Annotated in this window: 23 protein-coding genes and 1 pseudogene; 8 read left to right on the forward strand and 16 right to left on the reverse strand. The window is 40.3% G+C overall.

Features of this window, described 5'->3' with window-relative positions:
• Window positions 1-92: 92 nt before the first annotated feature.
• Window positions 93-848: a non-homologous end joining protein Ku gene (gene ku, locus DTA23_RS05535; protein WP_070563924.1), complete on the reverse strand. Its 756-nt coding sequence runs from the start codon at window positions 846-848 to the stop codon at window positions 93-95.
• A 265-nt stretch (window positions 849-1,113) separates the two neighbouring features.
• Here ku and DTA23_RS05540 point away from each other — a divergent pair, with 265 nt between their 5' ends.
• Window positions 1,114-2,178 carry an NAD(P)/FAD-dependent oxidoreductase gene (locus DTA23_RS05540; RefSeq protein ID WP_218565300.1) on the forward strand — a complete coding sequence of 355 codons (1,065 nt, stop codon included), beginning with the start codon at window positions 1,114-1,116 and terminating at the stop codon, window positions 2,176-2,178.
• An 8-nt stretch (window positions 2,179-2,186) separates the two neighbouring features.
• Here DTA23_RS05540 and DTA23_RS05545 read toward each other — a convergent pair whose 3' ends face one another.
• From DTA23_RS05545 to DTA23_RS05560, 4 genes are all read right to left on the reverse strand, one after another.
• Window positions 2,187-3,146, reverse strand: a complete 960-nt coding sequence (locus DTA23_RS05545; RefSeq protein WP_112374078.1) for a DNA topoisomerase IB — start codon at window positions 3,144-3,146, stop codon at window positions 2,187-2,189.
• Between the two features lie 36 nt (window positions 3,147-3,182).
• A complete protein-coding gene (locus tag DTA23_RS05550) occupies window positions 3,183-3,656 on the reverse strand; it encodes a PA2169 family four-helix-bundle protein (RefSeq protein ID WP_112374079.1) in 474 nt (157 codons plus the stop codon).
• Between the two features lie 215 nt (window positions 3,657-3,871).
• Complete coding sequence (locus DTA23_RS05555; protein WP_112374080.1) at window positions 3,872-4,057, reverse strand: hypothetical protein; 186 nt, start codon at window positions 4,055-4,057, stop codon at window positions 3,872-3,874.
• 79 nt (window positions 4,058-4,136) lie between these two features.
• Window positions 4,137-4,637, reverse strand: coding sequence for an RNA polymerase sigma factor (locus tag DTA23_RS05560; RefSeq protein ID WP_112374081.1), 501 nt, complete (start codon window positions 4,635-4,637; stop codon window positions 4,137-4,139).
• A gap of 397 nt (window positions 4,638-5,034) precedes the next feature.
• Here DTA23_RS05560 and DTA23_RS05565 point away from each other — a divergent pair, with 397 nt between their 5' ends.
• Window positions 5,035-5,283, forward strand: a complete 249-nt coding sequence (locus DTA23_RS05565) for a hypothetical protein (protein ID WP_070563936.1) — start codon at window positions 5,035-5,037, stop codon at window positions 5,281-5,283.
• Between the two features lie 41 nt (window positions 5,284-5,324).
• Here DTA23_RS05565 and DTA23_RS05570 read toward each other — a convergent pair whose 3' ends face one another.
• A complete protein-coding gene (locus DTA23_RS05570; protein WP_112374082.1) occupies window positions 5,325-5,675 on the reverse strand; it encodes a hypothetical protein in 351 nt (116 codons plus the stop codon).
• A gap of 141 nt (window positions 5,676-5,816) precedes the next feature.
• Here DTA23_RS05570 and DTA23_RS05575 point away from each other — a divergent pair, with 141 nt between their 5' ends.
• Complete coding sequence (locus DTA23_RS05575; protein ID WP_046673497.1) at window positions 5,817-6,395, forward strand: hypothetical protein; 579 nt, start codon at window positions 5,817-5,819, stop codon at window positions 6,393-6,395.
• 184 nt (window positions 6,396-6,579) lie between these two features.
• Window positions 6,580-6,849 carry a hypothetical protein gene (locus DTA23_RS05580; RefSeq protein ID WP_046673496.1) on the forward strand — a complete coding sequence of 90 codons (270 nt, stop codon included), beginning with the start codon at window positions 6,580-6,582 and terminating at the stop codon, window positions 6,847-6,849.
• Between the two features lie 75 nt (window positions 6,850-6,924).
• Here the strand turns inward: DTA23_RS05580 and DTA23_RS28505 are convergent, their stop codons facing one another.
• The 10 genes and pseudogenes from DTA23_RS28505 to DTA23_RS05610 form a co-directional block, all read right to left on the reverse strand.
• Entirely contained in the window at window positions 6,925-7,386 is a 462-nt protein-coding gene (locus DTA23_RS28505; RefSeq protein WP_370445059.1) for a glycoside hydrolase family 15 protein, read from the reverse strand.
• A complete protein-coding gene (locus tag DTA23_RS28510; protein WP_256602878.1) occupies window positions 7,338-8,351 on the reverse strand; it encodes a glycoside hydrolase family 15 protein in 1,014 nt (337 codons plus the stop codon). Before DTA23_RS28510 ends, DTA23_RS28505 begins: the two co-directional genes overlap by 49 nt.
• A 50-nt stretch (window positions 8,352-8,401) precedes the next feature.
• The gene (locus DTA23_RS28515) at window positions 8,402-8,731 is read right to left on the reverse strand and encodes a trehalase-like domain-containing protein (protein ID WP_256602885.1); all 330 of its coding nucleotides are present in this window, start codon (window positions 8,729-8,731) and stop codon (window positions 8,402-8,404) included.
• A pseudogene (gene otsB, locus DTA23_RS28520) lies at window positions 8,731-9,404 on the reverse strand (trehalose-phosphatase). The gene DTA23_RS28515 and the pseudogene otsB overlap by 1 nt, the downstream one beginning before the upstream one ends.
• A complete protein-coding gene (locus tag DTA23_RS28530; protein ID WP_256602895.1) occupies window positions 9,299-9,688 on the reverse strand; it encodes a trehalose-6-phosphate synthase in 390 nt (129 codons plus the stop codon). The pseudogene otsB and the gene DTA23_RS28530 overlap by 106 nt, the downstream one beginning before the upstream one ends.
• Before the next feature lie 43 nt (window positions 9,689-9,731).
• Complete coding sequence (locus tag DTA23_RS28535; RefSeq protein ID WP_256602896.1) at window positions 9,732-10,910, reverse strand: trehalose-6-phosphate synthase; 1,179 nt, start codon at window positions 10,908-10,910, stop codon at window positions 9,732-9,734.
• Between the two features lie 256 nt (window positions 10,911-11,166).
• Complete coding sequence (locus DTA23_RS05595) at window positions 11,167-11,808, reverse strand: 5'-methylthioadenosine/S-adenosylhomocysteine nucleosidase family protein (RefSeq protein WP_112374083.1); 642 nt, start codon at window positions 11,806-11,808, stop codon at window positions 11,167-11,169.
• Window positions 11,809-12,315 (reverse strand): S-ribosylhomocysteine lyase, encoded by a 507-nt coding sequence (locus DTA23_RS05600; protein WP_112374084.1) that lies wholly within the window; start codon window positions 12,313-12,315, stop codon window positions 11,809-11,811.
• 110 nt (window positions 12,316-12,425) lie between these two features.
• Window positions 12,426-12,716 (reverse strand): antibiotic biosynthesis monooxygenase family protein, encoded by a 291-nt coding sequence (locus DTA23_RS05605; protein ID WP_046673491.1) that lies wholly within the window; start codon window positions 12,714-12,716, stop codon window positions 12,426-12,428.
• A 122-nt stretch (window positions 12,717-12,838) separates the two neighbouring features.
• Window positions 12,839-13,762 (reverse strand): LysR family transcriptional regulator, encoded by a 924-nt coding sequence (locus tag DTA23_RS05610; RefSeq protein WP_112374085.1) that lies wholly within the window; start codon window positions 13,760-13,762, stop codon window positions 12,839-12,841.
• Between the two features lie 77 nt (window positions 13,763-13,839).
• Between DTA23_RS05610 and hutH the strand changes: the two genes are divergently transcribed.
• From hutH to hutG, 4 genes are read left to right on the forward strand one after another with little or no spacing between them, the layout of a single operon-like run.
• Window positions 13,840-15,399, forward strand: a complete 1,560-nt coding sequence (gene hutH / locus DTA23_RS05615; protein WP_112374086.1) for a histidine ammonia-lyase — start codon at window positions 13,840-13,842, stop codon at window positions 15,397-15,399.
• A 10-nt stretch (window positions 15,400-15,409) separates the two neighbouring features.
• Window positions 15,410-16,657, forward strand: coding sequence for an imidazolonepropionase (gene hutI, locus DTA23_RS05620; RefSeq protein ID WP_112374087.1), 1,248 nt, complete (start codon window positions 15,410-15,412; stop codon window positions 16,655-16,657).
• Window positions 16,658-16,661: 4 nt separating this feature from the next.
• Window positions 16,662-18,680 (forward strand): urocanate hydratase, encoded by a 2,019-nt coding sequence (gene hutU, locus DTA23_RS05625; RefSeq protein WP_112374142.1) that lies wholly within the window; start codon window positions 16,662-16,664, stop codon window positions 18,678-18,680.
• Window positions 18,677-19,699 carry a formimidoylglutamase gene (hutG, locus tag DTA23_RS05630; RefSeq protein ID WP_112374088.1) on the forward strand — a complete coding sequence of 341 codons (1,023 nt, stop codon included), beginning with the start codon at window positions 18,677-18,679 and terminating at the stop codon, window positions 19,697-19,699. The genes hutU and hutG overlap by 4 nt, the downstream gene beginning before the upstream one ends.
• Window positions 19,700-19,725: the final 26 nt, after the last annotated feature.

Below are 19,725 nucleotides of genomic sequence, written 5' to 3' on the forward strand. Positions count from 1 at the left end.
TTCTATTTATGCTTAAAATACTGGATTTCTTATTCCTGCTTTTAGCTTCCTTGAAGGTAGCTAAGCCACCTAGGTTTTTATGTCGGTGCGTCTTAACCCAAGCTCGCTTTTAGTTTGGCAAGGAGATCGTCTGCTTTTGTATGCTCAACTTTCATTTTTCGGATGGTTGGGCGTTTTCCCTTGTCTTTTTGCTTGATAATTTTTAGGAGCTCGTCCATGTATTCATTTTTATATTTACTAATATCAAAGGACTTACTGTGCTGCTCAATCAGCTGTGTCGCCATGTCCATTTCCACCTTTTGAATTTTTATTGTAGTGGGCAATTTAAGGTCGTCCAAGCCCCTAATCTCCTGCTGATAGCGAATTTTATTCAATACCAATGCATTACGATAGGGTTTTATAAGGGCTAGATGTTCGACATTTCGCATCACAAATGCTCCTAAACCCGCCATTTTTGTTTTTTCTAAAGCTTTGACAAGCAGCTGATAAGCTTTCTCACCGCCCTTCTGTGGTTCGAGGTAATAAGGTGTTTCAAAATAAATACTGTCAACATCCATCAGTTTTACAAATGCATGCAGATTGATAAGTTTTGATTTCTCCGGACTTGCATCTTCAAAATCGGCGTCTTCCAAAACTACATAGTGGTCTTTCATAAAGTATCCTTTAACAATATTGTCCCACTTTACTTCTTTACCAGTCTGTTCATTTACCCGTTTGAATTTAATATTGGATAAATCTTTACGATCAAGCATGTCCAAATCGAGACTTGCATTTTCAGTTGCACTATATAATTTTATGGGAATATTAACTAAGCCAAAACCAATAGCCCCTGTCCAAATTGCACGCATATGTTGTCTATTTATTGCTAATACGATAACCTTCGCTATGGAGGATTGGTTTGAAATTTAATAAAATAGCTGGCAAACTATTCCTAAAGGAATCGGTTATATACTGTAAAGCTGCTATTATTATCATGGATTTAAAGTCTAATGAGCCATTTTGGTTGGTGAAGAATGGTCTCTTAAATACCTATCCTTCCTTACATAAAGATATAAGCTGTGATGTACTTATTGTAGGAGGGGGATCACCGGAGCCTTGATTGCGCATCAATGTATGGCCGATGGAAAGAAATGTGTTCTTATAGATAAGCGGGAAATTGTGAATGGGAGTTCGGCGGCAACAACTTCCATGTTACAATATGAGATTGATATTCCCTTATATAGATTAAAGGAATTAATCGGTATTCAGGGGGCAATTGCGAGCTACCGAGCCTGTGGAGAAGCTATTGATAAATTAGGTAGACTTGCCAAGAAAATCCGATCGAAAGCTGGTTTTAGAAGCAAACAGTCACTCTACTATGCGGCAAAGAAAAAGGATATAGCTTGGCTAAAGGAGGAGTTCGAAGCAAGGCAAGAAGCTGGCTTCGACGTCAAGTGGCTAACGGAGCGGGATATCAGGGAACGTTATGCAATGAGCGGTGCTTATGGGGGTATACTTTCGGATCTAGGGGCAAGCATTGACGCCTTTTGTTTCACACACGAACTATTGGCATATAATGTTAACCGAGGGTTATCTATTTTTGACAAGACAGCGTTAGAAAAAGTGTTTTATAAGTCTGGTTATAATTCAGCGATTACTTCAACAGGGGCTAAAATCAAAGCGGAAAAGATTATCTATTGTACAGGATACGAAACAACAAATCTCATTTCCGAAAAATTTGTTGACCTGCTAAGCACATTTGCTATTGTATCGGAAGCTAATAAAGAACATAATCAGCTATATCGCGACCTTCTCATCTGGAATACGGCCACGCCCTATTTGTATATGCGAACAACAGACGACGATAGGTTTCTGATTGGAGGAGAAGATGAGACCTTTAGAGATCCCATCAAGCGAGATGAGCTCATTGCAAAGAAGTCTCATAAGTTAGCGCAGTCATTTAATAAAATTTTTGTCGATAAAACCTTCCGCACTGATTTTACTTGGGCAGGTACATTTGGGACGACCAAAGATGGATTACCTTATATCGGAGAACATAGAAAGTTCAAAAATTCATATTTTGTATGTGGCTTCGGCGGAAATGGTATAACCTTTTCTGTTGCAGCAATGGAGATGGTTGCGAGTTGGCTTCATAAGCTAAACCATCCATTGGAAGAATGGTTTAGATTTGGCCGGTAATTTCCTGCTTAGCCATGCTTACGTAAAAATCGGAATACTCTCTCTTCAAGCTTCGCAAGTGGTAATTTATCTTTTATAAAGGGGAACTTTGCTTCCATAAATACCTGTTGTATGGCCGGATGGATATAATAAGTCTGCGAAACAGACTTCGTATTACCAAGTTGCTCTGCAACCTTCTTGATGACGCTATTTAATTGTCTTTTCCGTGCACTGAGTGATCCCGCCTGTTTTGTTTGCGCAAGCTGATAAAAGGCTTCACGACTGGCGCCCCAAATGCGAATACTCTTGCAACTGATCTCACCCGTACAATTCTTCCGCAGATACTGATTAAAAGCGGAACCACAGAAAGTGCTTTCGCAACTTGCACTATCCATTTGGAATATCCTTTTGCCTTTCATTTTTAGTAATTCTTCCAAAAGTTTAGCTTGTTGTTTGTTGGTCCAGGATTTCTGCTGGAAAACCCCCTTTTTACCTTTATAGGCTAGCGATATCCGATTGCCTTCAATGCTGACGTGTCTTTTTTCCAAAGTACTCAGCCCATACGATTTATTTGTCAGTGTATAACGCTTATTGCCAATACGAATCAATGTACTGTCCATTATTTTAAAAGCAACTGCACAAAGTTTATCCATGTCCCAAAATTCGTGTTTGAGGTGTTTGGAACTGATGTTTCTCAACTCTTGTAAGTATTTACCCATATAGAGGATATTGCTAAACTTTGCAGCTTGCCGTTGGCCGACAAATTTGGAATGATAGATATATTGTTTGCGTCCTTTTTGGTCGAAGCCAAAAGCCTGTAAATCGCTTTTTGAGCTTTTAGCGATCCAAACATCTGTCCAATTTGGTGGAATAACGAGTTTTGCGATCCGCTCTAAAATCTTTTTATCGGACACTTCCTTTTCCGAAGCGTCGAAATATTTAAAAGACTTACCTACTTTTCTTCTTGTATACCCCGTTCTTGCTTTCATAGTGCATTTACCCTTGTAAAATATGTTGATAATAGGTTAAGACGTAGTGGCCTTGTCTCGTAACGTTTTAATATATTCGTGAGCTTCGAGCTGTATACCAAGTTGTTTTTCGATGAGCAGGAGCAGATCATGGCTGATTTCCCAGTCTTCATGGTCAACAACATCCTTATAGGTATGTGTAAAGGCATCTTCACCTTGCTCACAGCTGCATAGTAAACTCCTTTCATCATTTCCTGAAATGGCGGATTTTATCTCCATCCAAATTCTGAATAGCTTGCCAATGATCATCGTTCCTCCGATTGAGTCGTCTTCCCGCGGAGCTAGGTAGGGTTTTAATTCTTCAATAAATACCTCGGATTGGTTCATAAACTCAATAAAGGTGTTATTTAAATGTTCAAGATGGAGGCGTGTGGCTATTTCTACAGCTTTCTGATAGCCTGCAATCCGATCGTTGTTGATCTGTATAAGGTCGCTGATTAATGTACGATCATTTATCGTATTGTTTTCCATTTAATGTCGGCTTTGTGAATTTCTATTTTTCACTTAAGAACGCCTCAAGTAGCCCTGCAGTTTTGTGAAAGAACAGGATAGGTATAATTTCATCCATGAAGGCGATTTTATGCTGCGTACCATCAGTAGATTGTTGCACGATAGCTGGAGCGAAACGCAAAAAAAAACGGCTGCTTTAAATTGCTAAAGCAGCCGTTGGACGGTAATTGCTATCTTTATTTTTTATTAAAAGAAGTTTTTTTACCTTTTTCCGTATCGACCTTAATCTGTTTCTTGTCTACTGATTCCGAAACTTCTGGTTGAACAATGGTTTTGCTATTTCCTTTTCTTATCGGACCGCCGCAGATAATTAGCGCAATGACCATAGCTTGCTGATTATTTATTTTAACTCTTGATTTCATATGTTTACCATTTAACGAATTGTTGTGATGTCGGTTAGCTGCTTCTAGATAGATAACCCTAGAACCACCTTTTTGTTTTTTATTTGAGCCTGTAAATTTTAAGTTGCTTTTGAAGTTTCTTTCTTGTCATGTGGATCCTGGTTTTTATAGTGCCTTCGGGCATGTCAAAATAAGAGGCTATCTCATGATACTTGTATCCTTCGAGAAATAATTGAAACACTTGATAATTTTCTTCAGATAAACTGCACATCGCTTTTTCAATATCATCCGCGATGAATTTATTGTCACTTTTATTTGTTTCTATTGTGTTGGTACTTTCGAGACCGATGTAGGTTTCGTGGATATCATTCGTACGCTTCGCTTTGCGGTATTGATTGATGTATACATTTTTCATAATAACGTAAAGCCAAGACATTACTTGGGGGTGACGGATAAAATCATCGATCGATTTTAATGCGCGGATAAGTGTTTCTTGAATCAAATCCTCTTTTTGATCAGGATCATTGGTGAATTTTCCCGCGAAATGTTTCAAAAGACTTCTTTTTTCTTCGACTAACAAATTTAAATTGGAATTGTTCATAGTACCTTTTGTTAAATTGATTGATGTGTATTCGATAAACAGAGGTACAATTAAAGTGCTAGTTTTGCGATTTAGAGGTCATCCAAACCTTGTTTAAACAGGTATATGGGAAAAATACGTAATGCTGAGTATCGTTGATTTTGTAGTAGAAACACTACAAAAAAAGCAGGATTAAACGTGTCGCAATAAAATTTACTGCCATGAATAGTTTTTTTTAATTGGGTATTTGTTCCTAAAAAAAATGTCTTTATTACGGGCATTACCTGTTTTAATGATTTATGCCAGTGTCCATTTTTTCAAGCAAGTTTTAAATTTCTTGTTTTTATCAGCTTTATTGAACTAATAAGCTTTGAATGTGGTTCTTATCGAAAAAGATTAACGCAAAATAAAATAGACCATGAAAAAGAGCAAAAGATTCACCTTAACTTTAGGAGCGATATTATGCGCTACACTATTCTTTTCGTGCCAAAACTCGACCAAAAATCAAACTGAAGGAAGCGGTCAGTCAGACAACATTGCACCTACTGATGCCGACGAAACCCGGTATAATTTAAGCGAACAGCAAAAAATGACCATGCAGAAAGATACGAGTTTAGCAGACACACTTAGGAAAGACAGTATCAATAATAGTAAATCAAAACCGTAATCATCTCGTCGACCTATCAATATATCTGATAAAAAACTCCCTTAATTAAGGGAGTTTTTTTGCTCTTTCTTTTGATCCGGATCAGCATCATAAATATTTTCTTCCGAATGGTCCGGTTGCTCTTTATGTTGATCCTCTTCCGTATTAATTTTTTCTTTATTACTACGATCGCGTTGTTCTTCTTCACTTGGATCTGGCCCCTCTGCATTTTCAGGATAGTATAGGTCAGGAGTTACGTCTTCTTGTGAAGGGACTTGAGGCTGCTGACGTACAGAAGTGCCATCGTCGGTACTTGGATCGTTGTCTAAAGGGTCTATTTCGTTCATGTACATGGAGTTTCTCCAATATGAATGTGAAATAGAATCACCAAATTGAATTGCTGTATTCATCATCTTTTTAATAGAGAACAGTAATTAAAACTGAATGGTTGTTTTTTTTTATTAAAGGTGATACCTATATTTTAATGATAAATTTAAAACTTTTCATTTATTGACCTTGTTATTAAATTAAAGTAATTTAGAACATACATATATATGAAAAAATCGACACTTCTTTTATTAATAACAGCAGGTATTGGGTATCAGGCCCATGCGCAGAAAATTGAGACCACGCCACAGATGTCATCGGAGGTAGGCATCGAACCTATAAAGCAAGGAAACTGGATGGTCGGTGGATCGATCGGTAATCTAGGCTACAGCTTTGAAGCAAAATCGTTTAACATTGCACTTCAACCGAGAGCGGGCTATTTTGTTTCGGATGGTTTGGCCATCGGAGCGCAAGCCAACTTAGGTTTGGCCACAGTAAAGGATGCTGATAATGAATGGACATATGGGGTTGCACCTTTTGTACGCTATTACTTCCCCAATGCAGGTTCAACTACAGGGAGATTCTTTGGGCAGGGAGACATCGGGATTTCGGGTAGCTCGAAAGGGAAAGATGTTGCGCTGGCCGTAGGAGCGAATGTGGGTTATGCACATTTTATTACCAGGACAGTGGCTTTGGAAGCCACCTTCGGTTATAACTACAGTAAAGCCAATATCAATACGGGTAGTGGAGCGAGTGGATTGGGGGTAGGTTTGGGTTTTCAGATCTATCTGCCTGGCAAAAGATAGATTAATCTCGTACAGACTTAATAAAAGCATGTTTTCAAACCATAATGGTGAAAACATGCTTTTTTATATAACGTGTTTATACTTGATACTGTGTATAAAAGACGCATTTTTGCTGGAATCAGCAAATGATGCAAACATTTAGACAATTACTGATGTTCCCTTTTTAAGAAAGGAGCAAATTACGATGACTGGAACAAAAAATATTGGGTTGGTACTAAAAGATAAAATGGGGAAATGGTCTTCTTATGATATACCATTGCTTAAGGAATGTCATCTAAATAATAAACTGGTCAAAAGTAACGAGCAGGAAGGTATTTTTGTGGTGGGAAGCTTGGCAACAGGATTATATATTTTCTCATTGTATAAGAACCGTTTTATAGATTTAATGGGTAAACAAATTGGGGTGGAAGAAATCTGTGAGCATTTTGATCGATACAAACAGACCTTAATATAAGCACCGATAGCGCTTTCGAATGCTCAAACCGAAGGTGTTAACCTGACTTTTTAACACCTTCATGTTTGTTTTATGTTAATGAAAAATTGGTTTATCCAATTTTATCGCTAGGCGGTAAACAGCATTCATCAATCCAACGTGACTATAGGCTTGAGGGAAATTACCCCATTGGCTACCGTTATCTTCCGTAACATCTTCGCTGAAAAGACCTAAGTGATTGCTGTAGGTCAGCAAACGTTCGAGAATCTCTTTCGCTTCTTCCACACGCCCTACGCAGGCCAAGGCTTCTACATACCAAAATGCACAGACCAAGAACGTGGATTTGGGCCGGCCAAAATCATCTTGATGCTTATACCGATAAAAAAGTCCATTTTCGCCTTTTAATTCTTTTTCCAGCATATCGAGGTGATGACGTGCACGGTCCGATTTTGGGTCAAGATAATCCATAACAATAAGCTGTAAGGTGCTTGCATCTAAATTTCGGCTGTCTAATGCGTTTTGATAGACTTTTCGCTCCTCGTCATAACAAGCTTCAATGTAAGCTTCTGCCTTTTTAGAAGAACATTCGCGCGATCCTCCATATCCTGATAACCATTTTGGCGTGCAATTAATAGGGCAGCTTTGCATCCAACCCATTGGAAAAGATTCGAATAGCAGTGATGGTTGGCAAAGTTCCGGAACTCCCAAATGCCGGCATCTTTTTCCTCGATTGTGGCTTCTATTTTTTCCAGAATAAAATTCACCCAGCCTAAGACATTTTTGTTTTCATGGATTTTAAAACGCTGATCAGTGAAAAGAGGCAACAATGCAATCATAGCCTGACCATAGACGTCATTTTGGATATGTTCAAACGCCTGGTTCCCGATTCGCACTGGACCGCTTTCCTGATATCCTTTTAGATAGGGTAAAATATGTTCCGTAAGCTCGGAATTGCCGAGAATACCGTACAATGGTTGAAGCCTTCCCGGATTACGATGTGTGATGCCGGCAATATAGTTTGCAAAGCTTTCCATTTCTTCAAATTGACCGATATGCGTCAGTGCCGTTAGCACATAGTAGCTATCCCGTACCCAGCAATAGCGGTAGTCCCAGTTTCTGCCAGAACCAGGGTACTCGGGCAAGCTTGTTGTTGAAGCTGCTATAATTGCTCCTGTGTCCTCATATTGATGGAGCTTTAGCACCAAAGCGGATCGAATAACTTCTGTTTGATAGATGTTGGGAATACTACATCTTTTAATCCATCGCTGCCAATAGCTAATTGTCTTATGGAGGAAATCTTCGCAGGTACCTGCGATAGCTGATTCGAAAGCAGCATCATAGGTCAATACAAGGTATTTATTCTCACTGATGATGGTCCAGCTCTCCTCTTGAAAGAAATGAGAAATGGGCAGATCCGTAGTAAGGCGAATTCGTTCCCCGATCTGGTCGTTACTATACAAGATATGATTGCTTCCACGGGTTGGTTTAGTGCCAATCGGCCATAGTCGCCAGTAGGATGACACCTAACGTTTACACTGGGGCCCATATAAAGGTTCGATCTTCCGGACCAACATCAAAGTTTAAAATATCGTCCGAATTGTTCAAATCGAGGGGCAAAATCCGTAACGCGATAGGCATAGGACGCTGTATGGATTTCCGTGCAGAGCACGTTGGAGTTTTTGATGTAGTATTGCTTGGTTTCGACAATAGGTTCCTCTGAGCTGATCTCAAAGCGCCCGCCTTGCTGTTTGTCGAGCATACTGCCAAATACAAAGCTATCTTCGAAAGAGGGCCAGCACAGCCAAGATATATTGGTATCCATACCGACATGCGCAATATAGGAACAATTGCCAATGATTCCAGATTGATAGGTATGTCTTTTTTCCATTGTATTTTCGTTCATTATTTTATGATAAGTTGATTCAAAAATTGAAGAACATCTTCTTGTTCATCCAGATAATATTTTGCCGCAGACTTATTGCTACCAACTTTAATACTTATCGTCGATTGAGGAAGATAACGGAATAGGTCTTCATCGGTAATGTCGTCGCCAATGGCCAACATAAAATCTGCTTTTATATGACCTGCAATTTCCAATGCTGCTTTACCTTTGTTAACTTCCGTATTTTTAACCTCAATGACCGCATTTCCGTCAAGTAACTGTAAGCCATAATCATTCAGCATCGGGTTTAAAATCTCTTTTAATTCAGTGGCTTTAAGTTCGCCCAAGCCTAATTCTACTTTTCTATAATGCCAGGCCAACGAATAAGGCTTGACTTCAATAAATGCGCCTGGAGTTTGGTCGGCCAATTTTTCCATCAATTTTTTTACTTCGGGCATCCAATGAAGTGCCAGTCCTTTTTTATATGACCAGTTGAAATTTGGGAAATTTGACCAAATGCCATGTTCGGCAACCAAATAGTAAGACCGACCGTCAAACCAAGACGATAAGCTTTCTTGCGAGCGCCGCTTATGATGACCAAGGTATTAAGTGGGTCTGAAATAATATTATCCAAGAGGTTGTACAATAAGGTCGTCGGAGTTGCTTTTTGGGCGTGGTTCTGGAATTTGACCAAAGTGCCGTCATAATCCAGGAAAAAGAGCCTATTGCTGCTTTTACTGGTATCGTTCCGAATACTACTGAACACTTTATCTGAAATCCGCCTTGCCCATTCATCACGCTGGATGCTTTGGTTTCAGCCAGGCGATTGGTAAATAGTTGCACCCAATGCTGTACATTAAACTTCTGTATAATCTGAATATTGGCATCGGTACGTTCCTGAACTTCTTCGGGCGGCATTTTAAGCGCTTGGTAAATACTGTCAGCAGTTTCCGTTCGATTATAGGGGTTGATAATCAAGGCGTCAACAAGTTCTTTGGAAGCGCCGCAAACTCACTTAAAATCAAACACCTTTTGATAACGTTTTACTGGCGATATATTCTTTACTGACAAGATTCATCCCATCGCGCGTCGATGTAATCATGCAGATATCAGATGCAACATATAATCCAACCAGCTCCTCGAATGGAAGTGATTTGTAAAAATATAATACTGGCGTCCAGCTTAAATTTCCATAAATGGAATTGATTTCACTCACCTTTCGGTTAATCTCGTCTTTCAGCTTCTTATATTGCGACACTTTATCCCTGGATGGCACGATAAGCATATATAAGACAACTTTTGTATGCCATTCGGGGTATTTTTCAAGGAAGGTGAGAAAAGCACGTAATCGCTCTAATATCCCTTTGCTATAATCGAGCCTGTCGACCGATATAATAATCTTCTGGTCGGGAAAGTGGCTTCGAAATTGGCTTGCAATGGATTGAATTTTTGGTTGATGGCTGACTTGGACGAATTTATCAAAATCAATGCCCATCGGAAAGGATTCCACAAAGATATGGCGATCTTTATATTTCAGCTGATTATAACCAGATGATACATGCAGTATTTTTTTGCAGGCGTTTAGAAAGTTCTGGCTATCAGCGAACGTATGAAATCCGATGAGATCCGCACCCAATAAACCTTCGACCAATTCTTTACGTTGTGGAATGTTCATAAAGAGCTCTTCAGAAGGAAAGGGGATATGGTGAAAATAACCGATGTTGAGTGTTTGGTTTTCTGAACGCAGCAGTTGCGGGAGCAGCATAAGCTGATAATCCTGCACCCAGATAAAATCCGAAAGTTGATCGATGGAAAGAGCGGCTTCACAAAATTTTTTATTCACTGTGACATACGTAGACCAATATTCGCGATCAAAATGAATGTAGCTCGGCTGATAGTGACAGATAGGCCAGAGAACCTCATTGGAATAACCTTCGTAGAAATTGCGGATTTCATCTTTTGATAAGAAAACAGGAAGTAAGCTCATCGGTTTGAGAAGCTCAACAATCTTTTCTTTTTCCTCTTCATCTTTCGGAACGATTCCCGGCCAGCCAACCCAGAGTATTTCGTCGCTATCAAAAGCGGAGTTTAACCCAGTTGCAAGTCCACCCGCACTCGGCTTGATGATTAATTTTTCTTTTTTTCGTTCTATTTGTATCGGCAGTCTATTTGAAATTATTATTTTCTTCTTTTTCTTCATAAGAATATTAGATCGATTTATTTGCAGTGTGGAAGAGTTATATTGACTATAACGATGGGCTTGTCATCCACTATCTGAACAACCTCGGCGAAGAATAGTTTCGATAAATTCAAATTAGAAGGACGGTAGGAGCAGCTGTTGAAGAAAGAACAAGGTAGTTTATTGGAATAATGTTGGGAAATTTGGGCAGCGGTACGGCCCAAATAGCAACAAAAAAGACCTCTATTTCTACAGGTCTTTTTGTGATCTCATTAACTTACGATATAGGGACAGCAGCAGCTTTTTCGTGATTCAATTTTTTCATAAATTGATCGAGGATGTCTCCTAATCTCCCTGAAATTTCCCCTAAAATGCTTTCCCAATCTTTAACGGTACCATCACAATTGTCTGAAACAATTTTAATGCTATGAAAGGTGAGATTTTTTTGAAAACAGAAATTCGCTAGGGCATAAGATTCCATATCAAATGCCAGAGGATTAAAATGTTTGATATCCTGATAAAAAGCCGTATTTACATTGATAAAACGATCCGATGTCAAGAGTGCATCTTCGTAACGAAATTCATCGCGTGAAATGGATTCCAAAATCCCTTGCCCTTTAAAAAACAAGGTGTTTTCCAGAAAAAAACCATCTGTATACGCGTCTCCTTGCGCATAGTATGCCGGATAAAGAACATGTCCTATCGGATGTCTTGTACAGCCCACAGTGCCCACATTGAGAAGAACAGGATTGATCCCTAAAGCTTTGATGTCTTCATAAAGCGTAGCAACGGCTAGGAGAGCATTTACTTTACCTACACCAATTTCGTAGACAAAAGTCGATTCACTGGTCGTATTAAAAGATAGCTCATTTTTATTTGCTACCAAGATAATCGTTTCAATATCTTTATTCAGGATCATTTAGTTTTCTTCAATATATGGATACTCAAAAGCCAATTCTCCGGCAGTTATCAGATTTAAGAAGTTAACACAAGCCTGCTTTGAGGTGGGAAAATCCATAAATGTGTAGTTTCCGCAGCTAATCGGGTTTTGGAAAGGTACTTCGTATCCTTCTGTAAGAATAGTCTCTAATACTTCTTTCATCAATTCCGCCACATTCTGAGAAGTTTTCGCTGTTCCAGCCAATACAACATAAAATCCCGTGCAACAGCCCATTGGTCCAACATAAATAACCTCATCACCTAAGATGGTTCTAATTTCTGTTGCAAAACAATGCTCTAAGGTATGCATGACTTCAGGCGATAGCATACGCTCAGGAGAATTCGGTCTGATCATGCGAATGTCGTAAGTTGTATAACTTTCAACATTGCTGTTATTGGTGGTAGAAGCTTTAGCGTAGATCCCTTGTTTTAATTTGGTATGATCTACCGTAAAACTATTTACTTTTGCTTTTTCTTTTGTGTACATCTTGTTCTGTTCAAAGCTGTAACGCTTGCGACGCTACAGGGGTTAAAAGTTGAATATCAAAAATTTCTACAAAGATACTAGATTATTATAGAAAAAGGACGATAAAACTACTATTTTAACACTTCATAATGTTCGACTGTTGGAAACGGATCGTAGTAATGATGTAAAAGTTTTTCCCATTCCTTAAATAATGCAGATTCTCTGAAACCGATGGTATGATCTTCCAACGTTTCCCATTCGACCAATAGAATGTACTGGTTGTCTTTCTCAATACATTTACGTAGTGAATGCGTTATATAGCCTTTACTCGCACTAATATACTGGCAAGCTGTTTTATAGTCTCTTTCAAAATTGGATTGTTGTCCTTCAATAATTTGCAATACAGCTACTTCTAAAATCATAATTTGTTTTTTTATCAAGTTTAGTAAATAACTCAAACTTAGAAAATTTGTTTCTGATATGCAATACACGAACAAGCTTACCGAACAATTTATTCTTTATTGTTTTAATATGGACTTAGACCTTAATTATCCCGCTTTGACGTATTATATCCGTATTTTAGTTGTGAAGTGATGATCTGGGTGACCAATGGAATACCCGGGTTGCGATTTTGTGCATTCCAAACTAGAGAGAGCGTTGTTCGTTGTGGTAAACCGTTCAATTCAAGAAAGGTGACATCAACATGGTATCCGTTCTTTAAAGACGAAGGAACAATGGCAACACCCAATCTCTGAGCAACCATATTGAAAATGGTCAAAGCATTCACAGTGCGCAAAGTAACTTTGGGGATAAACTTATGATCACTAAAGATACTCATGACGAGATCATAATAAGAGTGGCTATAGTTTTTGGAAAATAAGATAAATGATTCATCTTTTAAGGCGTCAAGACTTGCTTTCGGCGAATTCAATAGGGGATGATCGTTGGGTAAAACGAGACTAAAATGCTCGGTATGTATAGGCAGGCTACATAGGCCAGGTGGCGTTTCCGAAAGACGAACAAAGCCTAAGTCCAATTCTTTTTTCTCCAGCAGATCCAGCTGGGTTTCATTCGCTAGTTCGTGAAGTGATAACTCGATATCAGGTTGCTGCTGTTTTAAATTGAGTAGTAGTTCCGGCAGGATGGTCTGAACAGCCGACCCAATAAACCCCAGCTTTAAGGTACTTATTTTACCATTGGCAAAGCTTTGAAGTTGAGTTTCAATCTGATCCAAGTGCCTAAAGAGTTCTTTCACCTCCGCAAAGAGATAGATCCCAGCTTCCGTCATTTGAACATTTCGTTTATTACGCTCAAAAAGTGCTACGCCATAGGATTCCTCCAGCTGCTTAATTTGTCTGCTCAAGCCCGGCTGCGCAATAAACAATTTTTCGGCAGCCCTTCTAAAATGCAGCTCTTCTGCCAATACTTTAAAATACAGTAAGTGTCTTAGTTCTATTTGATAATTCATGGTTATCAATTGATGATAAAAATGGTATTTCTAATTATCAAATATAGCAAGTACATTTGAGTAAAGCAGATAGGAAGATGGAAAAATTTTTATACGGCAGTGGGCAGCTAACATGCTCCATAGCCTTAGCCATAGTAAAAGGAACGGTTACGGGGGAAATATCACCCGGAGTCAAGAATAAGATCGAGCAGAGCGCCAGTTATGTTCGTAAAATAGTCGAGCGTGGTGAGGTTGTCTATGGGATTAATACCGGTTTTGGTCCCTTGTGTACCACACTTATTGACGCAAGTCAAACGCAGTTGCTACAAGAAAACATTCTAAAAAGCCATGCTGTCGGTATGGGCGAACCTATCGCCAATGATTTGGCCAAATTGATGCTTATTCTTAAAGTTCACGCGCTTTCTCAAGGATTTTCGGGTGTTCAGTATGCGACAATTGAACGGATTATTTGGCATATCGAAAACCATATCATTCCTGTGGTACCTAAGCAAGGCTCTGTCGGCGCATCGGGTGATTTGGCGCCATTGTCACATTTATTTTTACCCTTGATTGGCTTAGGAAAAGTCAACGTAGAAGGGGAAATTATGGAAACAGCTACCGTTCTGGAAAAATATGGTATGGCTCCGGTGCACTTGGGCGCAAAAGAAGGTCTGGCTTTGATCAATGGAACTCAATTTATGGCGGCCCATGCTGTGATGGCTGTTGCTGAGTTAAATCGTGTACTTCAGAATGCTGATATTATTGCGACCTTAATGATTGAAGGTTTAAATGGCTCAATAAAACCATTTTTTACTGAATTACATCAATTACGCCCGCATGCCGGAAACCGTTATGTCGCTGCAAGCATTTTTAACATGCTTCATGGTTCAGCCATTTTAGAAAGCCACAAAGACTGTTCCCGCGTACAAGATCCCTATTCTTTGCGCTGTATCCCTCAAGTCCACGGAGCATCACGCAATGCTTGGCTTCATTTGAAGGAGACCATAGAAATCGAAATAAATGCAGTGACCGATAATCCTGTGATCATTAATGATGAACTAACCATTAGTGGCGGTAGCTTTCACGGACAGTCAATCGCTTTGCCTTTGGATTATGCCACACTTGCTGCATCGGAAATCGGCAATATTTCGGATCGAAGGGTTTACTTGTCTTTAGAAGGTCAAACCAACGGTGTCCCAAAATTGTTAATGAAATCAACCGGTCTCAATTCAGGATTTATGATCTTACAATATAGCACAGCCGCGATTGCAAGTGAGAATAAAGGGCTTTGTTTTCCTGCAAGTGCAGATAGTATTCCTACCTCTTTAGGCCAAGAGGACCATGTCAGTATGGGATCTATTTCCGGCCGAAAATTACTACAGGTCATTGACAATGTTGATAAAATATTAAGCATTGAACTGTTATGTGCGGCACAGGCAAAGGATTATCATCAGCCATTAAAATCGTCTGCAGCATTGGAAGCTATTCATGCGAGAATTCGTCAGTCCATTCCGCATATCGAATCCGATCAACCGATGGAAGAGCTGTTGACTGAAGCATTAAGGCTCGTAAAATCGGGCGAACTGATCACATTGCATCGTCAATATGCGACGGGCGAAATTGCTGCGGATTTGAAACAAAGATTTGAAGAGTTTTAGACGAAGAAGGATGGAAAAAGAGCTAAAATTAGTTGGACCTTTTAGGCAGATATTAACCATGTCAAATATGCCCGTTAATGGGGCGCTCCATGATAAACAAATAGTTATTATTAAAGATGGAGGTATTTTAATAGCAGGTAACGATATCATGGAAGTGGCGGACTTTGAGGGATTACAACTGCAATGGGGAAAGCAAGTGGCACTTGTACATGTAGAAGGCGATCAGGTCGCCTTGCCAGGCTTTATTGATTGCCATACGCATATTGCTTTTGCCGGTAATCGAGCGAATGATTTCGCCCTCCGAAATGCAGGCTCAAGCTACCTGGAGATTGCGGCAGCTGGGGGAGGGATTTGGAGCACGGTATCACACACAAGGGATTGTGATGCAGCAGAATTGATTGATCTCACGATCCAGCGTGCAAATTTTCTGTTAAGGCAAGGAATCACAACAATTGAAGTTAAAAGCGGTTACGGTCTTAATGTTGAAGAGGAGCTGAAGATATTACGTGTCATTCAGGAGTCGGATCGTCGTACGGCATCAGACCTTGTTCCAACTTGTTTGGCGGCACATATGCTCCCGCGAGACTTCAGCGGATCGGCAAAGGATTATCTTCATCGAATCACAACAGATCTTTTTCCGCTATTAAAATCAGAAGGGCTGTCAAACCGGATTGACGCATTTATAGAAAAAACAGCGTTTCAAGGGGAAGACATTGTGGCATATTTACAAAAAGCAAAAGCGATGGGTTTTGACCTGACTATTCATGCCGATCAGTTCACAACTTCGGGAAGTCAGATTGCAGTTGAACTCGGTGCCCAATCTGCGGATCATCTTGAGGCATCAACAGCAATTGAAATTGACCTTATTGCCCATTCAGATACAGTTGCGGTGGCGCTACCTGCGGCTTCCATCGGACTTGGATGTGGTTTTACGCCAGCTAGAAAGCTGTTGGATGCAGGTGCATGTTTGGCCATAGGAAGTGATTGGAATCCGGGTTCTGCACCCATGGGACAATTATTGACAAGTGCGAGTATTTTGGCAACAGCAGAGAAGTTGACAAACGCTGAATTGCTTGCTGCATTAACCTACCGTGCCGCCAAAGCTTTAAACCTGTCGGATCGCGGCGTGTTAGCCAAAGGCATGAAAGCAGATTTCAGTATATTTAAAACAGCTAATTATCAGGATATTACTTACTACCAAGGAAGTTTGCAACCTACAGCAGTATGGAAAAATGGTCGGGAAGTATTCTCATTATAACAACATGGAAGATACATTTAAGAACGAGGTGGCGGAAGGTATTCCGACCGTATTGCCCCCAAAAGTAGAGCGAGATCATACCATAAGTCATGCCCCCCGACGAAAGGATATTCTCACCCGGTCGGAAGAGAAGCTGGCTTTACGGAACGCATTACGCTATTTCCCCAAACAATGGCATACCGTTTTAGCACCTGAATTTTTAGAGGAGCTCCGTAGTTACGGCCGAATCTACATGTACCGCTTTAGGCCCCAATATGCGATGCACGCTCGACCGATAGCTGACTATCCAGCAGGGAGTAAGCAGGCGGCAGCGATTATGTTGATGATTCAGAATAACCTTGATCCGGCTGTAGCCCAACATCCCCATGAACTGATTACGTATGGTGGGAATGGAGCTGTTTTCCAAAATTGGGCTCAATATCGGCTCACCATGCAGTATCTTTCTCAGATGACAGATGAGCAAACTTTACATCTCTACAGTGGTCATCCGATGGGTCTTTTCCCGTCGTCACAACATGCACCACGTGTCGTTGTAACGAATGGCATGATGATTCCAAACTATTCGAAACCGGATGACTGGGAACGTTTTAATGCCTTAGGTGTTACGCAATACGGACAGATGACAGCAGGTTCTTATATGTATATTGGTCCCCAGGGTATTGTGCATGGTACCACAATTACGGTCATGAATGCTTTCCGAAAACATTTGACAGCAAATGATACAATTCAAGGTAAAGTATTTTTAACTTCTGGCTTGGGGGGAATGAGTGGCGCACAACCTAAAGCAGGTAATATTGCCGGCTGTATCACCGTATGCGCTGAAATAAATCCCGCTGCGGCAAAGAAACGGCATGAACAAGGTTGGGTAGACCGATTGATCGAAAACATCGATGAGCTCGTTGAACAGGTACAGTCGGCGATGGATCAAAAGGAGACCGTATCTTTTGCCTATATCGGTAATATTGTCGAAGTGTGGGAGGCTTTTGATCGCGAAAATATCCACGTCACTGTAGGATCTGATCAGACATCTTTACATAATCCTTGGTCTGGAGGCTATTATCCGATGGGGCTGACCTTTGCAGAATCGAATGCTTTATTGGCGAGTGATCCTGATCGATTTAAGCAATGCGTACAAGAAAGCTTGATACGGCATGTCGATGCCATCAATAAGCATGTATCCAAGGGAACCTATTTCTTTGATTACGGTAATGCATTTCTATTGGAAAGCAGTCGCGCTGGTGCAGCGGTATGGAATGACGATAAGGATCAATTCCGCTACCCATCTTACGTACAAGATATTCTTGGCCCAATGTGTTTCGACTATGGTTTTGGACCCTTTCGCTGGGTTTGTACGTCTGGAAAGGCTTCGGATCTTCAAAAATCAGACGAAATAGCCATGACAGTTTTGGAAAATCTCCGAACAGAAGCCCCAACGGAGATTCAGCAGCAGATGCAAGATAATATACAATGGATTAAAGAAGCTGGAAAAAATAGACTTGTGGTAGGCTCTCAGGCACGTATCCTTTATGCAGATTCCAATGGACGCATTGCGATAGCAAAGGCTTTTAATGACGCTGTAAAAAGTGGCTTGTTTGAAGCACCTATTGTATTGGGAAGAGATCATCATGATGTGAGCGGTACCGATTCACCTTATCGGGAAACAAGCAATATCTACGACGGCAGTCAATTTACAGCAGATATGGCAATTCATAATGTCATCGGAGACAGTTTCCGGGGGGCTACCTGGGTCTCTATCCACAATGGCGGTGGAGTCGGTTGGGGTGAGGTTATCAACGGAGGCTTTGGTCTACTACTAGATGGCTCTGAAGAAGCAGCTGTTAAATTGGAAAAGATGTTGTATTTTGATGTCAATAATGGGATTGCTAGGCGCGCTTGGGCTAGAAATAAGGAAGCTAATCAGGCGCTAGATCGAGCAATGGAGAGAAACACAACATTGCAAGTTACCCGCGCGCAACTTGTAGATGACGATATTATTGAACAATTATTTGATCAGAGCGAATGAACTTTTTGTTGAATAATCCAGAAATATATAGTAAAGGTGACCAAGCGGTATGGAAGGGGCGTACCGATGGCCAGGATCGTGAATGGATGCGTTGGCATCAATTAATGGATTGTGTTGATCTTCTCGAGCAGCCTGATTTAAGACAGTCCTTCGCTTTTCTGGGATTCTGTAGCGATGAGGGGGTCGGACGCAATCAAGGTCGTGTAGGAGCCAAGGACGGACCCACAGCACTTCGGAATGTCTTAACAAACCTTCCTGTACATTTTTCAGATAAATTACAACTTAAAGATTGTGGTGATATATTGATAAAAGACAGTGATTTAGAGCTGTCGCAGCAGGGTTTAGGTTCTGCCTTAAATTGTATTCTTGAACAAGAAGGATTTCCAGTCATCTTGGGTGGCGGCCATGAAGTAACCTATGGCCATTATTTGGGTGTTAAAGAATTTCTTAAGAGCCGTGATCAAAGTCTAGGCATTATTAATTTGGATGCCCATTTAGACATCCGTCCATTGCAGGACGGCAAAGGGAATTCGGGAACGGGCTTCTATCAAATCGAGCAGGACCAGTCTAATGCAGGTTTGCCATTTCATTACCTGGCAATTGGTATTCAAGAAATTAGTAATACCAAAGGATTGCTCGACTATGCCAAAGCGAAGAAAGTACAGATTATAGGGCGAGAGAGTCTGGTCGTTGAGAAACTTGATTTCATTCGCGACAAAATTGTACGTTTTGCCAAATCAGTAGATTATGTATATTTGACGGTTGATCTTGATGCTTTCGCTGCAGCTTATGCGCCGGGAGTAAGTGCATTGGCATTTAACGGTATAGTGCCCGATCATTTGTTCTTTACGATCTACGATATTCTACTGGATCTGCCCAACTTAAAATCTGTCGATTTTGCTGAATTTAATCCCCATTTTGATATCGATTCTAGAACGGCGAAATTAACAGCTGATCTGATCTTCAAGTTGATAAACAAACTTGCCATTAAATTTGATCAGCAACTAGCCAGTAGATAAACAGAAAAAAAGATGGGTAAATTGCG

This window comes from Sphingobacterium multivorum (genome assembly GCF_900457465.1).
In the GTDB taxonomy this organism is placed as follows: domain Bacteria; phylum Bacteroidota; class Bacteroidia; order Sphingobacteriales; family Sphingobacteriaceae; genus Sphingobacterium; species Sphingobacterium multivorum.

Coding starts and splice junctions, on each gene's coding strand:
- ku (WP_070563924.1), bottom strand. CDS start 848: ATGCGTGCAATTTGGACAGGGGCTATTGGTTTTGGCTTAGTTAATATT.
- DTA23_RS05540 (WP_218565300.1), top strand. CDS start 1,114: ATGGCCGATGGAAAGAAATGTGTTCTTATAGATAAGCGGGAAATTGTG.
- DTA23_RS05545 (WP_112374078.1), bottom strand. CDS start 3,146: ATGAAAGCAAGAACGGGGTATACAAGAAGAAAAGTAGGTAAGTCTTTT.
- DTA23_RS05550 (WP_112374079.1), bottom strand. CDS start 3,656: ATGGAAAACAATACGATAAATGATCGTACATTAATCAGCGACCTTATA.
- DTA23_RS05555 (WP_112374080.1), bottom strand. CDS start 4,057: ATGAAATCAAGAGTTAAAATAAATAATCAGCAAGCTATGGTCATTGCG.
- DTA23_RS05560 (WP_112374081.1), bottom strand. CDS start 4,637: ATGAACAATTCCAATTTAAATTTGTTAGTCGAAGAAAAAAGAAGTCTT.
- DTA23_RS05565 (WP_070563936.1), top strand. CDS start 5,035: ATGAAAAAGAGCAAAAGATTCACCTTAACTTTAGGAGCGATATTATGC.
- DTA23_RS05570 (WP_112374082.1), bottom strand. CDS start 5,675: ATGATGAATACAGCAATTCAATTTGGTGATTCTATTTCACATTCATAT.
- DTA23_RS05575 (WP_046673497.1), top strand. CDS start 5,817: ATGAAAAAATCGACACTTCTTTTATTAATAACAGCAGGTATTGGGTAT.
- DTA23_RS05580 (WP_046673496.1), top strand. CDS start 6,580: ATGACTGGAACAAAAAATATTGGGTTGGTACTAAAAGATAAAATGGGG.
- DTA23_RS28515 (WP_256602885.1), bottom strand. CDS start 8,731: ATGAACGAAAATACAATGGAAAAAAGACATACCTATCAATCTGGAATC.
- DTA23_RS28535 (WP_256602896.1), bottom strand. CDS start 10,910: ATGAAGAAAAAGAAGAAAATAATAATTTCAAATAGACTGCCGATACAA.
- DTA23_RS05595 (WP_112374083.1), bottom strand. CDS start 11,808: ATGATCCTGAATAAAGATATTGAAACGATTATCTTGGTAGCAAATAAA.
- DTA23_RS05600 (WP_112374084.1), bottom strand. CDS start 12,315: ATGTACACAAAAGAAAAAGCAAAAGTAAATAGTTTTACGGTAGATCAT.
- DTA23_RS05605 (WP_046673491.1), bottom strand. CDS start 12,716: ATGATTTTAGAAGTAGCTGTATTGCAAATTATTGAAGGACAACAATCC.
- DTA23_RS05610 (WP_112374085.1), bottom strand. CDS start 13,762: ATGAATTATCAAATAGAACTAAGACACTTACTGTATTTTAAAGTATTG.
- hutH (WP_112374086.1), top strand. CDS start 13,840: ATGGAAAAATTTTTATACGGCAGTGGGCAGCTAACATGCTCCATAGCC.
- hutI (WP_112374087.1), top strand. CDS start 15,410: ATGGAAAAAGAGCTAAAATTAGTTGGACCTTTTAGGCAGATATTAACC.
- hutU (WP_112374142.1), top strand. CDS start 16,662: ATGGAAGATACATTTAAGAACGAGGTGGCGGAAGGTATTCCGACCGTA.
- hutG (WP_112374088.1), top strand. CDS start 18,677: ATGAACTTTTTGTTGAATAATCCAGAAATATATAGTAAAGGTGACCAA.